16 protein-coding genes are annotated in these 18,089 nt (G+C 48.9%); 2 read left to right on the top strand and 14 right to left on the bottom strand.

The features are described 5' to 3' along the window. Nucleotides 1-205: 205 nt before the first annotated feature. The 12 genes from J7E85_RS07810 to J7E85_RS07755 form a co-directional block, all read right to left on the bottom strand. Entirely contained in the window at nt 206-1,330 is a 1,125-nt protein-coding gene (locus J7E85_RS07810) for a glycoside hydrolase family 88 protein (protein WP_215156597.1), read from the bottom strand. Beyond that, nucleotides 1,311-3,230 carry a DUF2264 domain-containing protein gene (locus J7E85_RS07805; protein WP_215156595.1) on the bottom strand — a complete coding sequence of 640 codons (1,920 nt, stop codon included), beginning with the start codon at nt 3,228-3,230 and terminating at the stop codon, nt 1,311-1,313. The genes J7E85_RS07810 and J7E85_RS07805 overlap by 20 nt, the downstream gene beginning before the upstream one ends. Before the next feature lie 30 nt (nt 3,231-3,260). Continuing rightward, entirely contained in the window at nt 3,261-4,865 is a 1,605-nt protein-coding gene (locus tag J7E85_RS07800; RefSeq protein WP_251035553.1) for a helix-turn-helix domain-containing protein, read from the bottom strand. Continuing rightward, a complete protein-coding gene (locus J7E85_RS07795) occupies nt 4,834-6,633 on the bottom strand; it encodes a sensor histidine kinase (RefSeq protein WP_251035549.1) in 1,800 nt (599 codons plus the stop codon). Before J7E85_RS07795 ends, J7E85_RS07800 begins: the two co-directional genes overlap by 32 nt. Nucleotides 6,634-6,767: 134 nt before the next feature. Continuing rightward, nucleotides 6,768-8,129, bottom strand: a complete 1,362-nt coding sequence (locus J7E85_RS07790; protein WP_215156592.1) for an ABC transporter substrate-binding protein — start codon at nt 8,127-8,129, stop codon at nt 6,768-6,770. 130 nt (nt 8,130-8,259) lie between these two features. Continuing rightward, complete coding sequence (locus tag J7E85_RS07785) at nt 8,260-9,081, bottom strand: carbohydrate ABC transporter permease (protein ID WP_215156589.1); 822 nt, start codon at nt 9,079-9,081, stop codon at nt 8,260-8,262. Nucleotides 9,082-9,180: 99 nt separating this feature from the next. Next, nucleotides 9,181-10,089, bottom strand: a complete 909-nt coding sequence (locus tag J7E85_RS07780; RefSeq protein ID WP_076326148.1) for a carbohydrate ABC transporter permease — start codon at nt 10,087-10,089, stop codon at nt 9,181-9,183. Nucleotides 10,090-10,325: 236 nt separating this feature from the next. Continuing rightward, the gene (locus J7E85_RS07775; protein WP_215156587.1) at nt 10,326-10,877 is read right to left on the bottom strand and encodes a GNAT family N-acetyltransferase; all 552 of its coding nucleotides are present in this window, start codon (nt 10,875-10,877) and stop codon (nt 10,326-10,328) included. A gap of 43 nt (nt 10,878-10,920) precedes the next feature. Beyond that, nucleotides 10,921-11,415, bottom strand: a complete 495-nt coding sequence (locus J7E85_RS07770; protein ID WP_215156585.1) for a GNAT family N-acetyltransferase — start codon at nt 11,413-11,415, stop codon at nt 10,921-10,923. 19 nt (nt 11,416-11,434) lie between these two features. After that, entirely contained in the window at nt 11,435-12,373 is a 939-nt protein-coding gene (locus J7E85_RS07765; RefSeq protein WP_353049472.1) for an aminoglycoside 3'-phosphotransferase, read from the bottom strand. Between the two features lie 7 nt (nt 12,374-12,380). Next, a complete protein-coding gene (locus tag J7E85_RS07760; protein ID WP_076326144.1) occupies nt 12,381-12,719 on the bottom strand; it encodes a DUF2642 domain-containing protein in 339 nt (112 codons plus the stop codon). Nucleotides 12,720-12,838: 119 nt separating this feature from the next. Beyond that, nucleotides 12,839-13,657 (bottom strand): helix-turn-helix domain-containing protein, encoded by an 819-nt coding sequence (locus J7E85_RS07755; protein ID WP_215156583.1) that lies wholly within the window; start codon nt 13,655-13,657, stop codon nt 12,839-12,841. 181 nt (nt 13,658-13,838) lie between these two features. On the opposite strand from J7E85_RS07755, the gene J7E85_RS07750 reads away from it, so the two are divergent. Then, complete coding sequence (locus J7E85_RS07750) at nt 13,839-14,291, top strand: GNAT family N-acetyltransferase (RefSeq protein WP_076326142.1); 453 nt, start codon at nt 13,839-13,841, stop codon at nt 14,289-14,291. A gap of 88 nt (nt 14,292-14,379) precedes the next feature. Further along, nucleotides 14,380-14,865: a spore coat protein gene (locus J7E85_RS07745; RefSeq protein WP_215156581.1), complete on the top strand. Its 486-nt coding sequence runs from the start codon at nt 14,380-14,382 to the stop codon at nt 14,863-14,865. Between the two features lie 128 nt (nt 14,866-14,993). Here the strand turns inward: J7E85_RS07745 and trxB are convergent, their stop codons facing one another. Continuing rightward, the gene (gene trxB / locus J7E85_RS07740) at nt 14,994-15,947 is read right to left on the bottom strand and encodes a thioredoxin-disulfide reductase (RefSeq protein WP_076326141.1); all 954 of its coding nucleotides are present in this window, start codon (nt 15,945-15,947) and stop codon (nt 14,994-14,996) included. A 111-nt stretch (nt 15,948-16,058) separates the two neighbouring features. Beyond that, nucleotides 16,059-17,795, bottom strand: a complete 1,737-nt coding sequence (locus J7E85_RS07735; protein WP_483311306.1) for a tetratricopeptide repeat protein — start codon at nt 17,793-17,795, stop codon at nt 16,059-16,061. Between the last annotated feature and the right edge of the window lie 294 nt (nt 17,796-18,089).

Here is an 18,089-nt window from a genome sequence, read left to right as displayed (position 1 = left end):
CAACCGAAATCGAGCTTGGGCCGTACGATATGAGTCCGAAAAAAAAGAGCAAGAGAGTACGGTCCTAACAGGAACCGTACTCTCTTGCTCTTTGCATGTTCGCTCGGCCTCTTTACGTTAGCTACCTCGTCCCGTTCGTCAGATACACAAAAAACCTCTGCAGGCAGATCGCCGACAGAGGTCTATACCCGTTACATATTTCGCTTTAAGATTCGTACCAATAGCCTTTAATTCCTTGTTCGAGCCGGACCAGCGCTTCCAAATAAAAATAATCTCCCCAGATCATATAATCATCCGGCGCCCGGTCGCCCCTCACATGGTAAGAGCCGTGCTTCACCAGCCCCTCCGCATCGGGCAGGTCCATCGTTGAATAATGCTCCACCAATGCGCTCATGCTGCGGTTCAAGGCATCCTCGAACAGCGCCCGGTCCGAATCATGGTCTTCCATAAGCTCCAGAAGCTCCAGCAATCCGCACGCTGCAATAGCCGATGCCGAGCTGTCGCGCGGTGTGCCCTCATCAATTGGCACATCGAAGTCCCAATAGACAACCCCATCCTCAGCCATGCGTTCGATAAAATATCGGGCAAGACGCTTGGCCGTATCCAAAAATGCCTCATGCTTCGTATATCTGTAAGCCAGTGCAAAACCGTATATCCCCCAAGCCTGACCACGTGTCCAGGTCGATCCGTCTTGGTACCCTTGATGGGTACCGCCCCGAAGCGCATTTCCATTGTTAACATCAAAATAGAACGTATGGTAGGAGGAACCGTCCCCACGCACCAGAAATTTCTGGCTCTGCAAGGCATGCTTCATGGCAACATCATAATACTTTGTTTCCCCTGTCTGCTCATGAGCCCAAAATAATAGCGGGAGATTCAGCAGACAATCGATGATGATCCGTCCCCCGTTCTCCGGATCATTCGCTGCCCCCCATGCCTGTATGATTTCCATTTGGGGGCGCCACCGTGCCAGCAAGGTGTCCGCTGCCTGCAGTGCCGTCATACGAGCCGCATCGCTCCCCGTTACACGCCACTGCGCTACCGCAGACAGTGAATATAGAAAACCGATGTCATGATGATCCAATGCCACATGCCGATCCAGCCGATCCTGAAAATTGGTCAGGTAAGACTCAGCCGCCTCCTTATAGAAGGGATCTTGTCCATACTCGTAGGCAAGCCACATCATCCCGACATAGAACCCTTCGATCCAGTCGTTATTATCGCCCCACTCGTATCGCTGGCCCTCGATAATATGCGGCAACTTCCCCGGATGCTTCCTAATATTTTGCTTGATTTTCTGAATGGCATCCTCAATTGTGCCTTTCCACATGTTCATCCTCCCCTTGCTCATATGCTTGATTGTGCAATATGTCCAAACGAAATAGGACGCTTCCGTTCTCGGCATCCATAACAACGATGTTTCCTTCGAGTGTGCGCTCTACAATCGGAGGGAAGTCGTAGCGTCTCCGATTGTCCTCGCGGTTTGAAGCTCCGTATACGGCCGATATCAAAACATGTTCCCCTGGCTCCAGCTGGACGGTTAACGTCGGAATCATCGTTCTCGGCTTGAGCAGGTTCGTATTGGCCTCCGGGTAAACCATGACCGCACCGCCGTATCCTTGCACATTGACGATTCCACTGATTCCACCCGGCATCATCGCAGCCATCCGTTGGGGTTCCGCCTTGACCGCCTCGGTCTCGCTCAGGGCAAAATCAATCATCCTTCCCACGGCAAATCCGCCCTCAGCCACAGTCAAGCAGCGGCTTGAATGGATATGGTGAATCCGTACATGCCACAGTCCGGCAGGAACCAGCCATGTCCGCACTTCGACATCATGCCAAGGAAGCCATCTGGAGTATACATGCTGTTCTTCGATGCGGAACTCCTCGCAAAAGCGCCGTACACGATAATGCTCATCGCATTCGCTTAGAGCAAGCATCGAATCATAAGCCCCCTGTCCGAGGCCATAATACCCTTTGGGAACACTGAAACCAAATCGCGTAGAATAGGCGAATTTTGCATATTTGGCTGCACTGTGTGCCATATCAAAGTTAGCCATTTGACCGGAAGCCAGGGCTGTTATATGTCCATCATCTTCCGGTTTGCATATCAGCATTCTGGCATGAGGCTGGGCTGACACCGGTTTCAAGTTTGGCAAGGGCTCCTCTTCCACTGTCCAGAACGGATGATCATCCGGCAAATCCAATATGAGAAATGACTTAAACGCCCAGTATGGTGATCCCGGCGCATTGTAGCTTTCCCCCATGATCAAATTGGGGTAGGCATATCCGATACTTAACAAGCCGTCTGTCGTAAAGATGGGCTGGGCAAACCACCACCGCAAATGCCTCATAATGATCCCTTTGATTACGCCGAGGGAGAATGGCTCGACGCCGGCGTATACGAGCGCACACCAGAAGGAGACCTGGGCGAAGCGATAGGTCTGGCTTCGTCCAAAGGGAAGACTGCTTCCATCCTCGGCGAACCAATAAATGAATTGCTCTGCAAACATCTTCGCCCGCTCCCTATAAATCCGAGCACGTTCAGGATCATGTTGCTCCATCAGCTTCGCGTAGATCAGCGTATAGAAGTGCATCGCAAACGGAATATAATAATCCCGCTGGTCCGTCTTGCCGTCGGAATACCATCCATCGCCTAAATAGTAAGTATCGATGATATCGAGATACTCATCCATAATGGCTTGATTGTAAGGCATGCCCACCTTCTTGAAGCCCATATTTACAAGCACTGTAAACATCAGCCAATTGTTCGGATTGGAATGATCCACGAGTTTGATCTGATTGAGCCACCGGTACAGCTGCTGCTTCTCCTGCTCCTGCAATGGCTCCCACAGCTTATGTGGAGCAAGCGCCAGTCCAAATCCGAATACCGCCTGCTCGACCATACGCTGATCCTGGGTCGTAAACTCTCCCCAATATTCGGCATGCTTCGGGTCCGTGCCATTCACGATGCCCTTCAGGTACAGCGGCCATAAATCCGATTCGCCGCCTCCACTGGCATGAGGAATCAATCCCCATAAGGGTCTGGCAAAAGCCTCCATAAGTGCGATGGCGTCATTATGTATGGCTGCTGTAGATCCAAGCGTTAGCCCGGCATATCCCGACGTGAACCGCCGCTTCAAAGGCTCCAGCGTATCCAGCACGGCCTTCTGCAGATCGGCTTTGGTGCGAAGTGGAAAGCCTTGTAACGATCCTTGTGTCTGTTCCATGATCTCACTCTCTCCTCCTATCGCTAAAAATTAACTCCAAGACGTAAACTCGCTCGGCGTCATGCCAATTTCCCGCTTGAACAATTTGATAAAATAGCTCTTATTGGCATAACCCAGATAGTCCGATATCTCCTCGACGGTCTTATTAGACTGTTGAAGTAACTGCTTCGCCTTCTGGAGTTTGACCATATTGACATATTCGATAAAATTCTGGTTCGTTTCACGTTTAAACAAGCGGCTGAAATAGCTTGAGTTCAAATTTAAATAACCCGCCATCTCTTCAAGCGTCAATTTCTCGGTCACGTGCTGAATCACATATTTCTGTGCCCGGATGATCTCGGAACGCTTAGAGCGGATGGATAATACACTTAATCTGCGGGAGAGCTCCGTCAGATATGCCATGATCCAGCTCCGCAGATGTTCCATGGAATGAATATCGTTGATCGCGTCATACAGCTTCTCTTCGGTTATGCTGTCCTGAACCTGTAATGTCACTTTCGTTTTCATCTGTAAATCCATGAGCAGCTGCAGCACCCATTCTTTCACATCCGCAGGAGGGAACCGGTTCGTCTCCACCCATGCCGCCCATTCCTTTACAATCTCCTCTACGTGCTCAGGCCGATTCAAGGCCAGCATGTCATTGATCCGCGAGAAGAATACGGCATACTCTCCATACATATCTCCGCTGGTGAAGGACGCCTTCTCGTACCGGCAGATGCTGGATTCCTCCAGATAGAAGCGATGGCTCCATTCCTTGAGCATGGGCATTAATATAAGCCGAAGCTCTTCAGGTGCTGCGGCTTCCCGTCCCAATAGACAGGTAACGGATATTTTCAAATATTGTTTCATGGCCGTTATCGCCCGCTGCAGGGAATAGTAGAGTATCTGCTGTTCCTTAACAGGGTCCTCGCAACAGATGAAAACAACCAGTTCTTTGTTGCTGTAATGAAAAATAACGCTGCGGTGCATCGAATCGAGCACTTCCTGCAGCACATTTTCGACCGCGAATGCAATCGTATAATCGTTCATTTTGCGTGTCCTTGAAACTTCGGGCATTCGGTCAATAGAGACAACGAAAGGCAAGTAATATCTGGCCTGAAGGTCAACACCATTTAACCGGGCATGCTTAATCCATGCTTCCTTTGTCCAAGATAACTGGTACAGGGTATCCTTCAGCAATTGATCTTTTAGCGCGGACCGGTTGAGCGATTCCTTCTGCATATACATCATCACTTCTGCCGCTTTGTGCTTCTCCTCGCTCAGATCAATAGCGATGTTATGCAGCAGCTGCTGCAGCTGCTCTACATCCAAACTCTCTTTTAGAATATAATCACTCACTTTGAGCTTCATAGCTTGTTGCGCATAATGGAACTCGTTATGACAGGATAAAATGACAGCTCGAAACAAGGGATTCACTGTGTTGAACTTTTCAAGCATCTCCAGGCCATTCATCTTGGGCATCCCGATATCCGTAATAATAATGTCAGGCTGCTTAAGCTGCGCATCCTCCCAAGCCTCCAAGCCGTTCGAGTAACAACCGATCAATTCAACACCCAGCTCTTTCCACGCAATGCTTTGCGACAAATAGCGCACAACAGGATAATCATCGTCCACCAGAATCGCTGTCAACACCATGCTCACCTCTCTCCACCTCGAATGGAAACTTTAACGTGATGTTTGTTCCAATGTCCTGCTCACTGTGAATCTCCAGTTGGGCGTTCGTTCCGTAGATCAGACGAAGGCGCTGAAATACATTCTTGACACCAATGCCGGAAAATCCCTTTTTGGCAGGTGCTGCTGCTCCCTGAACCGAGTCCACATTGGCGCGCAGCTCTTGAAGCGCAGCCTCACTCATCCCGATCCCGTTGTCACGGACCGTGATGCAGATATCGTTGGCTCCTTTTTCAGTGATATGGACCGCCTGGATGAAGATGACCCCGGCAAACTGCTCATAGCCATGAATAATAGCGTTTTCAATTATTGGTTGAATCATGAAGCGCGGAACTAACGCTTGCTCGCAGCCTGCCTCGTAATTCACCTCAAGTCTCACCTGGTTGGCATGCCGGAAATTCATGAGCCGGATATAGTGATGAACCGTCTGCACCTCTTCATGAAGCGGAATAAATTCATTATCGCGGTTAATCGTCATGCGCAGCAGGGAAGACAAGGAGGCAATTAATTCGGCGTTCTCTTTATCCCCTTCGATCAATATGTTAAGCCGGATGGAATTCAGAAGATTAAACATAAAGTGCGGGTTGATCTGAGCCTGCAGCATCTCCAGCTCGGCCTTTCGCTTCTTGGCCTGTTCCACGGTAATTTGCTCGATATTGGATTCGATCCTGTCCAGCATATGATCAATCGTCCGTGCGAGCTGAGTCACCTCGTTGTTGCCGCGTATGCCCGAGCGGATATCCAGCTGCCCCCGGCCAATGCGGGTTATGAAGCTGCTCAGTTCCCTCATCGGCTTCGTAAAGGCCGAAATTAATACCATCAGAAGAAGACAGAATAAGGTAAAGAAAAGCACCTGCAGCCCAAAACTAATTAATAAAATCTGTTTATACTTGGAGACGGCTGATGATAACGGAATTAAGCCGACCAGATTCCAAGTATTCGGACGAATGGACTGCTCCGCGTATACATATTCCCGGCTATCCATTTCAATCGTTCGTGCAGGCTCATCCTGATTCCACCAGGTCATCCTGCTTCCGATAAGGGACGGATCGGAGTGAGAGATGACCACACCCTTCTCGTCCAGCAGCATCATATCCTGGTCTGAATTAGAGCCGCTCTGAAGATGGCTGCGGATCTTACGTTCATTCACGCTGATGATGACATAACCGATGATGCTGTTGGAGGAGGTTCTTATCGGTCGCCCGATCGTAATCAGATAAGAACCATCCTTGTCGGCAGCATGAAAATAATTGTCCTGCAATCCCACCCAATAGGTTGAGAACGAGGGAATTTGGTTTAGCTCCGCGAACCACGGCTGCTTGTATAAGATGGCCGGATTAAAGTCGTTGTGAGAATAATTGGTATATGTAAAATCGTTCTTTCCAAGGATGGTGACATAATAATCATCATGCTGTCTAAAGAGCTCATCGAGCAGCCGGATCAAGCGGCTGTAGTTTACAAGGATCTCATTCTTGTATTCCTGCGTGCCCTGCTTCTGCCTGGACATAATTTGCTGTCTGATCTCCGAGTTCGTCAGCACCATGTTGGACAGCTCCAATGTTTGATCCAGAACGCTATTCACATCGGATTGAACCGCTTTTAGTGCATCCTCAGAGCTCACAATGGCCCTATCCAGCAGAAGATCCTTGGTTAAATAATTGGTAACCCAATATATTCCGCCCAGGGGAAACAGAAAACATAACAGTGCTGACCAGATTAATTTTTTTCGCAATGATAATTTGGGAATCATCACAGATGCAGTCCTCAAATCTTAATGAATTGGAATAGGGAAAACCTGAGTTTTCCCCTTAACCATCCTCGTATCCTGTTAATGCATTAGGCATATCACATTCTTGCGAACTCAGCCTAATTTTTATTACTATTCACAACCTCGGTAATCTTCTGATCGATGCTGTCGATCGTTTTGTCCAGATCATGCTTATTCAGAATATACAGCTCCGCTTCAGGAATCACAACATTCTTTGCTTCCTCGGCATATTTTACAGGCACCGGAGCTGATCCTGGCACCGTGTTATTAATCGTATATTTCAGTGACTCCACATCGATCTTCGATGGATCTTTCGAGGAGCCTACAATTGTATCGATCAGCTTATCTGTATCCGATTTGGCCCAGCCGGAGAATACTCTTCCCCCTATTTCGAGACCTTCGGACGTATACCATCTGACGAATTGATAAGCGGCCTCCTTATTTTCGGATTTTGCTGCCACTGCCATATATGTCGGTTGTACCGGGGAGTAATGTTTGCTTTCCCCTTCCAGTTTAGGCAGAGGTGCAAATACGGTTTCGAAGGTAGCCGGAATGGCGTCCGTTCCTCCAGACTCCGCCACCATCCAATCGCCCATAGGGAGCATAGCAGCAAGCCCGTTGAAGTATTGATTACGGTAAGCCAGCTTTTGCGAAATAATATCTTCGTACGGATTCGCGCTCTTATCCTCATACATCATTCGCTTCATCATTTCCAGATTAGCTTTCAGCAGTGGGTCCTTGGCATTGGATGTTCCGTCGCCTTTAAGAAACGTATTATCAGACGGCTTGCTCATCAATTGCAGCTGGAAGTAATCTGGCCAATTGTGCAGGTAAGCACCATATCGTTTCTCGACACCTTCCCCCTTGGTCAGCTTCTTCGCGTAATCCTCAAACTCTTTCCACGTCCAGTCCGTAGGGATCGGCAGACCCGCTTCCTCCAACATCGCTTTGTTCATAATAACGAACCAGCGCTGCATGGAGGATGGCAGTGCGTAAATTTTGCCGTTGACTCTGGTATCCACCAAGTATTCATCATCGTATTGGTAGCCATCTTGTTCTATGTAGCTCTCGAGTGGTTCAAAAAGCCCGATATCTGCCCGCTGCGAATAATTCGTATAAGGAAGCTCAACGATGTCCAGTTGGTCATTCGAAGCGGCCATCAGGTCCAGTTTTTGCATGGAAGCAAGCGAATCGCCCTTCTCGTTCAGAAGATCCAGCTCTACCTTGATGTTTGGATACTTCTTCTCAAACTCGGGAATAATCTTGCTCCATTGCGCTTTTGCATCTGTCTGCCACGTGCTTAATTTCAACACAATTTGATCAGGTGCTGCTTCTTTGCCTGCGTCCGCGCTGCCTTGAGCGGCCGAATCAGACGTCGTGCTGCCTCCACCTCCGCAAGCCGAAACAACAAGCGCAAAGGATAAGCTTAACAACATCGCCGATAATCTCTTGATTTTCATATTGACCCTCCTCGAAAGTAACTGCTTCCCGTTATTCATAGAAGTAAGTGCTTACAAAATCATCCTATCATGATCGATCTTTCAGCGTAGTTCCCTATTTTTACGGAAGCCAAACTATTTTGACTTTTTGTCAGCCCTTGACCCCGCCAAGCGAAATGCCCTCGATAACCTGCTTCTGACCAATCGCAAAAATGATAAGCAGAGGCAATATGGCCGATACTGCGCCAGCCATCATGAGGGAATATACATCCCCATATTGGTCCCCAAAGAGTCGGATGCCGAGCTGGATCGTAAACAGATCTTTGGACTTCAAGAAAATTAATGGATACTGATAGTCGTTCCATGTCCAGATGAACCGGAGAATAGCGTAAGTAGCGACACCCGGACGGATAAGCGGAAGAGCAATCTGCCAGAAGGTTCGGAAGTGGCCCGCCCCGTCCATTTTGCCGGACTCAATATACTCGTTGTTCACGCCCATGAAAAATTGTTTCAACATGAATGCTCCAATAATACTGAAGCTGTTCAGCAGGATCAGACCCGCATGGGTATCAATCAGATTCATCCAATTGAACAATAAGAACTGCGGTACCAGCGAAGCCTGCGGCGGAACCATGTACAAAGCCAGAACAAGCACAAACATGGCATCTCTGCCGCGAAAACGCAGCTTGGAGAAGCCATAGGCTGCAAGTGCGCATACAAACACATTAATGACGGTCGTTGCGATCGTGATATAAATGGAGTTCCAATAATAACGTACGAACTGTCCGCTCCATACCGTCTGGTAGTTCTCTACGGCATTCCAATTTTTCGGAATCCATTCAATCGGAAATTTGAACACATCCATCTCCGGTTTAAAGGAGGTTGACAACATCCATACAAACGGAAGAATAAACAGAATACCGATGAAGGCCATAATGATCGTCCAAATCAATTTGGATATATTTAATTTCATGGGATACCTCTCCTCTCATACCCGGCTAAATTCAATATTCGATGTCGATTAAGCTTCATGTGCTGCTTCGTGGTCAAAGGATGACTTTTTGAACAACCTCTAATAGTTGACCCACTTCTTCTGAGCTAGCATCTGTGCGCCCGTGATCAGCAGACAGATCAGGAACAGGATCAAAGCCATACTGGAGGCATAACCTGTCTTCAGCTGATTGAAGGCTGTATCGTATAATTCATATACGATAACAGTTGTCGAATTAGCCGGTCCGCCCTGTGTTAGCACTTGGATAAGATCAAAAATCTTGAAGGTGCCGATGATCCCGGTCACTAATAAGAAAAAGGTGGTCGGCGATATGCACGGCAGCGTAATACTGCGGAATTTCACCCATGCATTCGCTCCATCAATCTCGGCAGCTTCATACAGGTCTCTTGGGATGGACTGTAATCCGGCAATATAGATGATGATGTTGTACCCTAATAGGATCCACACCTGAATCATCATCAGGGACGGCAGCGCAAAATCGATATCCGCAAGCCATTTCGGCGGATTATCTATACCCAGGGACATCAGCGACTTATTCACCGGGCCAAGAGATGGGTGGAATAGAACCTGCCACACCATGGCGACAGCAACAATGCTTGAAATATAGGGAAGAAAGTAAATAACCTTAAAGGCACCCTTAAGATAGACCTGCCGGTCAATCAGTACCGAAAGTACCAAGGCCAAAATCATGGTAACAGGAACGGTAATAATGAAGACCAGATTGTTAACCAAACTTTGCATAAACGCACTGTCCTTGAATAGGGTGACGAAATTACTCAGTCCTGCAAATTTGATTGCGCCCATCCCGGCTACGAAGTTCCAATTCGTGAAACTTAGCAGCAAAGACCCAATGACAGGGATTAATGTCAAAATAAACAGCCCAAGCATTAAAGGAGCAACAAATAAATATCCGGCAATTTGCTCCTTCGCTGCCATGCTAAGATGGGCAGATTTGTTTGTTCGTTTCATACGTCTCTCCTCCTGGGCATTTTTGCTTAGCACCACATTTCACTTGTATCTCTATTTGAGACCGATGCTGTTGAACATAGAATCTGGATACCTCCATTGTAAAAAAGTCGCTTGCCGCTTATAAGAAAGAGAAATGTGCATTTTGGAACGAATTTTACTTTTTGTGCGTTTGCGCGGAACAAAAAAGGATGAGCCACGCTGGCCCATCCCTCTATATCCAAATGTATTTAATTTCGCTAATTTCGCTCCGCCCGATATTCAATAATCCAGCAGTCTCGCAGTTCTCCTTCATGCTGTTCATGCTTCTCCAGCAGCCTGATCTTCCGAAAGCCGCACTTCTCGTAACAAGCAATCGCCCGTTCATTCCAAGCCTGCGGGTCCATCACGATCCGGTCAGCCTGCCTCTGAAACACGAGATACTCCACCATGGAAGTCACGAGCCTCGTACCGATGCCTCGATTCCAATAATCCGGCTCCCCGATAAATTGATCCGTGGCGAATGTTCTGCAGTCTGCATCACTCCCGTTATACCCATACTCGCCTAACGTCTCCTCATCCAAAAGATAAAACTGGATATACCCGATCGGTTTCCCCTCATACTCAATAATACAGCGGGTCTCATCATCATCCACATAGAAATGCTCCAGCACCCGCTCCACGTCATGAGGATTATCCCGTCCCTCGTAATACTGCAGCACATCCGGATTCGACAACCAAGAAACTAAAGATAATTCATCTTTCTCCTCCAGCTCGCGAACCGTAATCGGTCCAGCCTCGTACACCAGCATCGTGATCCCCCATCTTCCTTATTAAATCCCCAATTCCCGTGTTTCAGATGACATCCGCAACCATCGTGATAGATGTTCCGCTTACACCTACCTCTTGAAATCCGAAACGCTCATATAATTTCATAGCGGCCGTGTTCTCGGGAGCGACGCTTAACGATACCTTCTGAATCCCCTGCTCCTTCATTCCTCTGAACAATTCCTTCATCAGGGCCGTTCCAAGCCCTTGCCTGCGGGATTCCGGCAGCAGCGCCATGCCCAGCTCGGGAATGTCATCACTCACATAACCGAACCCTTTGTTCTCTTCATCAAAATGACGGATCGTAATCGAGCCTATCGGCTTCCCTGTGGCATTCACGGCAATATAGCCTAAATCGCCCGCTCGCCCCCAGTCGTCCACGTATTTTTTCATGAACGGCTCTTCGAGTATGTCTCGGCTAAAAGGCTCCTCTCCCTCGGGCACATACAGAGACTCATACAGCATCTCCCGCAAAAAGGATTCATCCTCCCGGCCAGCGACTCGAATATGGTATGAATTCATGTGCATCTTCCTTCCCACCCTAGATACTATCCGTTAATGCGGTCCATAGCGCCAATCTCTCCGGATCAAAATCGTTCCGGCCGTAATGGTCGAGAAAAATATCCTGGTAGTCATCGCTCCCCAGGTTATATCGAAGCGTCCAAATTCCCCAATAGAGGTCGTAATGAAGGTCTCCGATCCCGCCATAACCCAGATCGATAAAACCTTCAAGCTGGAAATCTCTCATAATCAAATTCGGCAGACAATAATCGCCGTGGAGCAGCACATCATGATCAGCCGTTCCCTGCAGCTTCTCAAGGCATAATAGAGCCTGTTCTCTTCCGCCCGGAAACCCTTTGATATCTCCCGTTTTGTTCATGAAACTTTCCCGATACTCCTGGATAAGTTCAGCCGTTCGATTCGGAAAAGGACAGTCGGCAGCAGATATAGAATGGAGATAACGCAAACTCTCCCCGAACACGGCAGCCAGTCTCTTCGGATCTTCCAGATGTCCCCCGGACACCCCATCATCCCCTTGCAGGGCGACGGTCAGCAGGTAATCGTTATCGCCATGCTGCTCATAGGCCAGCACCTTGGGAGCCAGGCCTTTTCCGTGTAAATAATCCGACATCAACCCTTCTCTCTTAAGTTCATCTCGTTTCGTTATCTTCAAAAACATCGGTTGGTTCGCTCCCTCGATGTACAGGGTTTTGGCCTGTTCCGAGGAGCTACTGTCATAGACGGCAGCTGTCTGGATATAGGGCTGCAAGCTAACAGGCAGCGTTTTTATGTCGAATGGAATGCGTACTTTTTTCATCGTTCCTCCATACCGACCCGTCCAATCGGTCGGCCTCAGTTCAATAGAATAAAGACGTCCCCTTCGGAACGCCTTCGGATCTGTACTGTATGAATTGGCGATTTGCTGGCCTAATCCTTCCCTTCCAGCCGGTAATTTTTTATTTAAACTATTTTTGCTCACCTATTTATCAGAACGGAACTCCCTCGAAGTACACCACCTCGGCCAGACGAATGTGCAGTGCCTTATTATCCCCAACCGTCAATTGGAGATGGTCCACCGCAACTGCGGACAAGATCCCATCGACTTTCCCCGCGGTAGTCACGATGACTACCTTGGCTCCTTTATGCCGGAGCAGATGTTCAATAAATACCGGTTCAACCAACGTTGCGTAATGGGCTGGCTGCGGAATTGCCGGGGTACGAGGCGCGTAATACAGTGGTATCGGTTGGGGCGGGGGATAAGCATAGTAACCCGGTGCATAACCCGCAGGCGGCGCTGGATAACCAAAATGGTTATGGTTGTTCATGAAAGACCTCCCATGCCAATATTAATCTACACCCTTATGTATGTTTGGGAAGGGGTAGCTATGTTAACCATCCTCATATTTGTACGAAAAAGTTAGAAAGCAGCCTAACTCGCCTTCCATTACGCCTTCTGTGCCATCAACTTACTCATCGCATGCCGGTGCGGTATGCCTGACGAATTGCAATCAAAAATAACCTCCGGGCAGCTGTGAATCAACCAATCGTGATAATGCATCATAAGCTCCCCGGATTTCCAGTCGTAAGCGTACGGCTCATCCTCGGGAGGAGGCGTTATGAACGGCTTTTGTACGAACACATTCAGGCAATGAAATCCCTCTGCCGACGTGAATTTTTTATAATTAGTAAAGATTTCTTCACGATACTCGGGTCTGATATAATGCAGAACGCCGCTGGAATACAACACGTCAAACTCCGAGTCCAGACGGTAGTCCGAAATATCCGCCTTGAATACGTTCACGTGTACCCCGATGTTATCAGCCAATCGCTTCGTTTTCTCGATCCCCGCATCCGATATGTCGAATGCTGTGACCTCATAGCCGTTACGGGCAAAAAACACGGCATCCTTCCCTTCCCCACACCCGATATCCAGCAGCTTTACCCTTCTTGTGGGCGGGATCATTTCAAGTACCTGGTAACAGGCCGCGTTCGGCTCCGTGCCCCAATAGTACTCCGGTGTTTTGTACTCCTCTTCATATATGCTGATCGGCTTGCCCGCCCCAGAGTAACCAAACAACTTATCGATGCTGACGTCCAGCAGCTGTGACAGCTCCGGAAGCAGCGCGATATCGGGCATGGTCTGTCCCGTTTCCCATTTGGATACCGCCTGGAACGTAACGCCCAGCTTGTGAGCCAATCCCTCCTGGGTGAGCCCCCGTTCTTTGCGGTAACGATTAATATTTTTGGCTAACATGTCTCTCATATGGATCACTCTCCTATTTAACCTCATTGTAGGGGCGTTACGTAAGGCATACAATAACCTGGTTTTTGAATCCCGGAAGAATTCAACCGTCAGTTGAAATCATCCAAATCCAGGAATTCCGTGCCCAGGCATGTTACAATAAACCTGTTTTAAAATCACTATAGATATAAGGAGAACGCTCGTGAACATTAGAAAGCTGAATACTCATGAAAAACCCCCTATGGACCTGCTGCTGCTTGCGGATCCATCGTTAAGGCTGGTTGATGACTATGTAAAGCGCGGTCATTGCTATGTGGCTGAAGAGGACTCGCATCAGATCGGGGTCTACGTCCTGCTGCCTACAAGGCCCGATACGATCGAGCTGGTTAACGTTGCGGTAAGCGAGAATCTGCACGGCCAGGGCTATGGCAAACAGCTTGTGAATCATGCCATCGGGCAGGCACGGGAACTCGGATATGCAACAATTGAAGTGGGCACAGGAAGCACTGGCGTGGCGCAACTGGCGCTGTATCAGAAATGCGGATTTCGGATGACAAGCATCGATCGGGACTTTTTTGTTCGCCATTATGATGAGGAAATCTATGAGAACGGCATGCGACTGCGTGACATGGTGCGGTTGGCGCAAGATTTGTAAGGCTCGGGGCTGGGCAGATGCATCATTCCTCCATCCGGTGAATAGGCTATGCTATCGCATATTGATTATGGAGGAGAACCTATTGAGCATGAGTCAAAACAATCCGAGGCATCTCGCTTGGCATGAGACGCTGGAAATTCATGAATTAACCGCCTTTCAGGCGAATCACTTGATGGCGTTCAAGATGTCACTGCATGACATTAGGGACCCGAAGCTTCATGGACTATATACGGAAGCGATCCAAGGTATAGAACAAAATTTGCGAGAACTTTTACCTTACTATTCAGAAGCGCCAACAGGAACCCGCAGTCTCTCTGATGCCGATTTGACGGCGTATTACGCAGGCCATCTGCTGGGCTTTGCCAAAACCTCGGTCCGCAGCTACGCCATTGCCATTACCGAAGCGGCCACACCAAGTGTTAGAGAAACGCTGCAGAAGCAGTTAAACAAGGCCATCGAACTGCACGGGAAGATCTTCTATTTCATGTATGAGCGCGGTCTGTATCCGTCCTACAATTTGAAGCAGCTGCTGGAGAATGACGTGAAGAATGCCAACAAGGCATTAAGCCTGTAACCTCAGCAAAAAAAGCCTCGGGCTACACAATTCAGGTTTTGTACGAGATGTTAGTCTCGCCAAAACCGTCTGCTGTATAGCTCAGAGGCTTTTTCTATTTCACATATCATCCCTCAAAAAATCGGAGATTATTTATTCAGCGTTTCGCTCCAGTCATGCACCATATGGCCCTCGAGATATTTCTCGCAGTCCATAGCGGCCATACAGCCTGTGCCTGCAGCCGTGATGGCTTGGCGGTAACGGGTATCCTGGACATCACCGCAAGCGAATACGCCCGGAATGTTCGTCTCCGTCGTACCCGGTTTAACCAAGATGTAGCCCGTTGGATCGGTCGTAATCTGATTGCCAAGGAAGCCTGTGTTCGGTGTATGGCCGATAGCCACAAATACGCCCTCCGCTTCAATCAGTTCGTCTTCTCCGGTCTCGTTGTTGCGGACCTTCAGCCCTTTAACACCGGTTTCGCTGGTAACCACCTCAACCGGCGTACGGTCCAGAGCCCACTGGATCTTCTCATTCTCACGTGCACGATCCTGCATGATCTTGGATGCACGCAGCTCGGTACGGCGGTTCACTACCGTTACGCTGGAAGCAAAACGCGTCAAGAAGCTGGCTTCCTCCATCGCGGAGTCGCCGCCGCCGATGACAATGATCTTTTTCCCGCGGAAGAAGAACCCGTCGCATGTGGCGCATGTACTTACGCCGCGGCCAACGTTCTCCTGCTCTCCCGGAATTCCGAGATACTTCGCGGAAGCTCCCGTCGATATAATAACGGACTCAGCCAGAAGCTCGCCCATGCCCTCGACATTCACCTTGAACGGACGCTCGGAGAAATCAACGGACTCGACCCAGGCACTCTTGAACTCTGCACCGAAGCGCTCCGCTTGTTGACGCATATTATCCATCAGCTCGGGACCCATGATTCCTTGCGGAAATCCAGGGAAGTTCTCAACCTCCGTCGTTGTCGTAAGCTGACCGCCCGGCTGCATTCCCTCGATAACGAGCGGCTTCAAGTTCGCGCGTGCCAAGTAGATGGCTGCCGTCAATCCGGCAGGTCCTGTTCCGATTACGATTGATTTGTACATAGATACGGCCTCCTTTAAGGTGTCGATTTCTGTTACGTGTTACATCCTATTCAGGACTTATGGAATCTTCATGTACCAAGGTCTCCTAAGTATCCGAATATGGGTTCTTACTTAAATGTTTTCCGTAAATGGCCGGAAATTATCATCCGGCTGTGCTTTCGTTTCACATACACTATCCATTTGACGTGCGTAACGACTCACCGTTGATGGTGAAATACCGTAACGGACAGCCACCTGTTCATAGGTTAGGGTTCGTCCACGCTTCTTGGCCGTCAGATATTCCAATGCCGCTGCCCAGCCCTCCACATTCCGAATGTTCGGAATATCAGGGTACAGCCGGCTCAGGAACTCGGACCAGAGATTCTCCATCTCTTTTTTCCAAAAAGGGTCTACCCGCATGTCCATGGTCTGCTCTGCCTTCTCCAGCACCGCCTTCCAGGAAGGCAGCCAATCCGGCAGCACCTCGCGGGTCTTACTGCTGGATATATCGCGATCGTCGCGGCGTTCCTTCAGCCGATTGCTTGCGGTCTCCATCTGCTGGAGTACCAGGCGGGCGGCATCTTTCAGCTCCGCATCCTCTCCCGGTTCCTGTAGGAACGATTGCAGGGCATGCTGCACCTCTTCATCGGCAATCAATTCCAGCGTCCGGATCACCTGCAGCTTGGTATGGGGATCGCCATGCCGGAGCGCCCAGAAGAACGAAGAACGAATCAGCGGATTCTGTTTCGCTTCCTCCGTCAATTTGTCGCCGTCATGCTCCCAGCGTTTGAACTGCTCTTCGAACGGAAGGTGATAGTGGTAACTCACCTTCATCTGGTCCGTACCGGTCTCTTTACGCTTCTGCAGCTGCGCCAGATAGAAATTCGGAATCACCGAATCTCCGTCCAGCTTCAATGCTTGCCGCCAATATTTCTCGGCCCTGTCATAATAACCGCTGTTGCATGCCGCAACGGCCGTATAATGATACAGACTAGGATCTCCGCTAAACTCCTCTTCCTTCAACAACCGGCGAAAATGACCGTAGGCAATTTCGTGCTGCCCCAGTATTCCCATCGTTGTCGCCAGCTTAAACACATGCTCCTGATGAAAAGGAACCGTCACCGTTAGCATGTCCATCAATCGGTCACGCTGCTCCTGATTTCCTTCATGCTGAAAGAAGATAGCCAGATTGCATAAACCGTGCAGATTGCCTGGTTCCTGATCCAACACCTCGCCAATGGTACGCTTCGCAGTATCAAAGCGCCCCATATAATAATAGGCCAGAGCCAAATTGTTGCGAGCAGCCAGAAAATCCGGATAATCCTTGACGATTTCCTCCAACAGCTTGACCGCTTGTGCGAATTTCCCTTCCTCAAGCAGCGCCCGGGCATGCTCATGCTCGACCACGCCTTCACGACTCTTGATCCGGTTCAGCTTGGCAGGACGATTCAGCTCATAATGAAGCAGCTCCATCATCTCCTCGGCCTCATCCAGAAACTGACCACTGGGGTCTTCCTCCAGATAAGTAACAAGCGCTTCTTCCGCCTGCTCGAACTGTTCCATATTGGCGTAATTGTTCGCCATGTAGAAGTAGCACTCCGTCATCAACGGGTCAACTTGCTCCAAAATGTGAACCAGCACATCGTTGGAAGCTTTATAATCTCCCGTCTCTGATAATATACCCGCCATATTGCAATGATTCACCGGATTATCCGGTTCATATTCAACAGCTTTGCGAAAATATTTCAGAGCCCTGTCATATTGGAAACGATCAAGCGAACGAACCGCGCGATCGAAGAAGAAATTGGCATTCATCTCGATAGATATAACATTGTGGGGGTCACTGGACCCATATGGATAACCATTCACGAAAAGCAAGGCACCTCCTTTAACTTGCTCCTCTATCCACAACAGTATAACACAAGTTTCAACGTCATTTGCAGAAAAAAGACACCAGTTTACACGAGGCCACTGAAGAACTTGCGTTTTTCTTCGGAGGCGGTGCAAATAGTGTAAAAAGAAGACATTCACCCCGCGTTTTGGAGATGAATGTCTTCTTTTTGTCTTCATAATGCTGTATTCACCAGTAGTTCTTAGTCTACTAATTTCAGTATTCGCTTGAGATTTACAGCGAATATGGCCATCGCCCCTTGTAGTTGCATG

Source organism: Paenibacillus sp. ISL-20 (genome assembly GCF_018613005.1).
GTDB lineage: Bacteria > Bacillota > Bacilli > Paenibacillales > Paenibacillaceae > Paenibacillus_AQ.
This window is presented reverse-complemented; position numbering and strand designations above follow the sequence as displayed.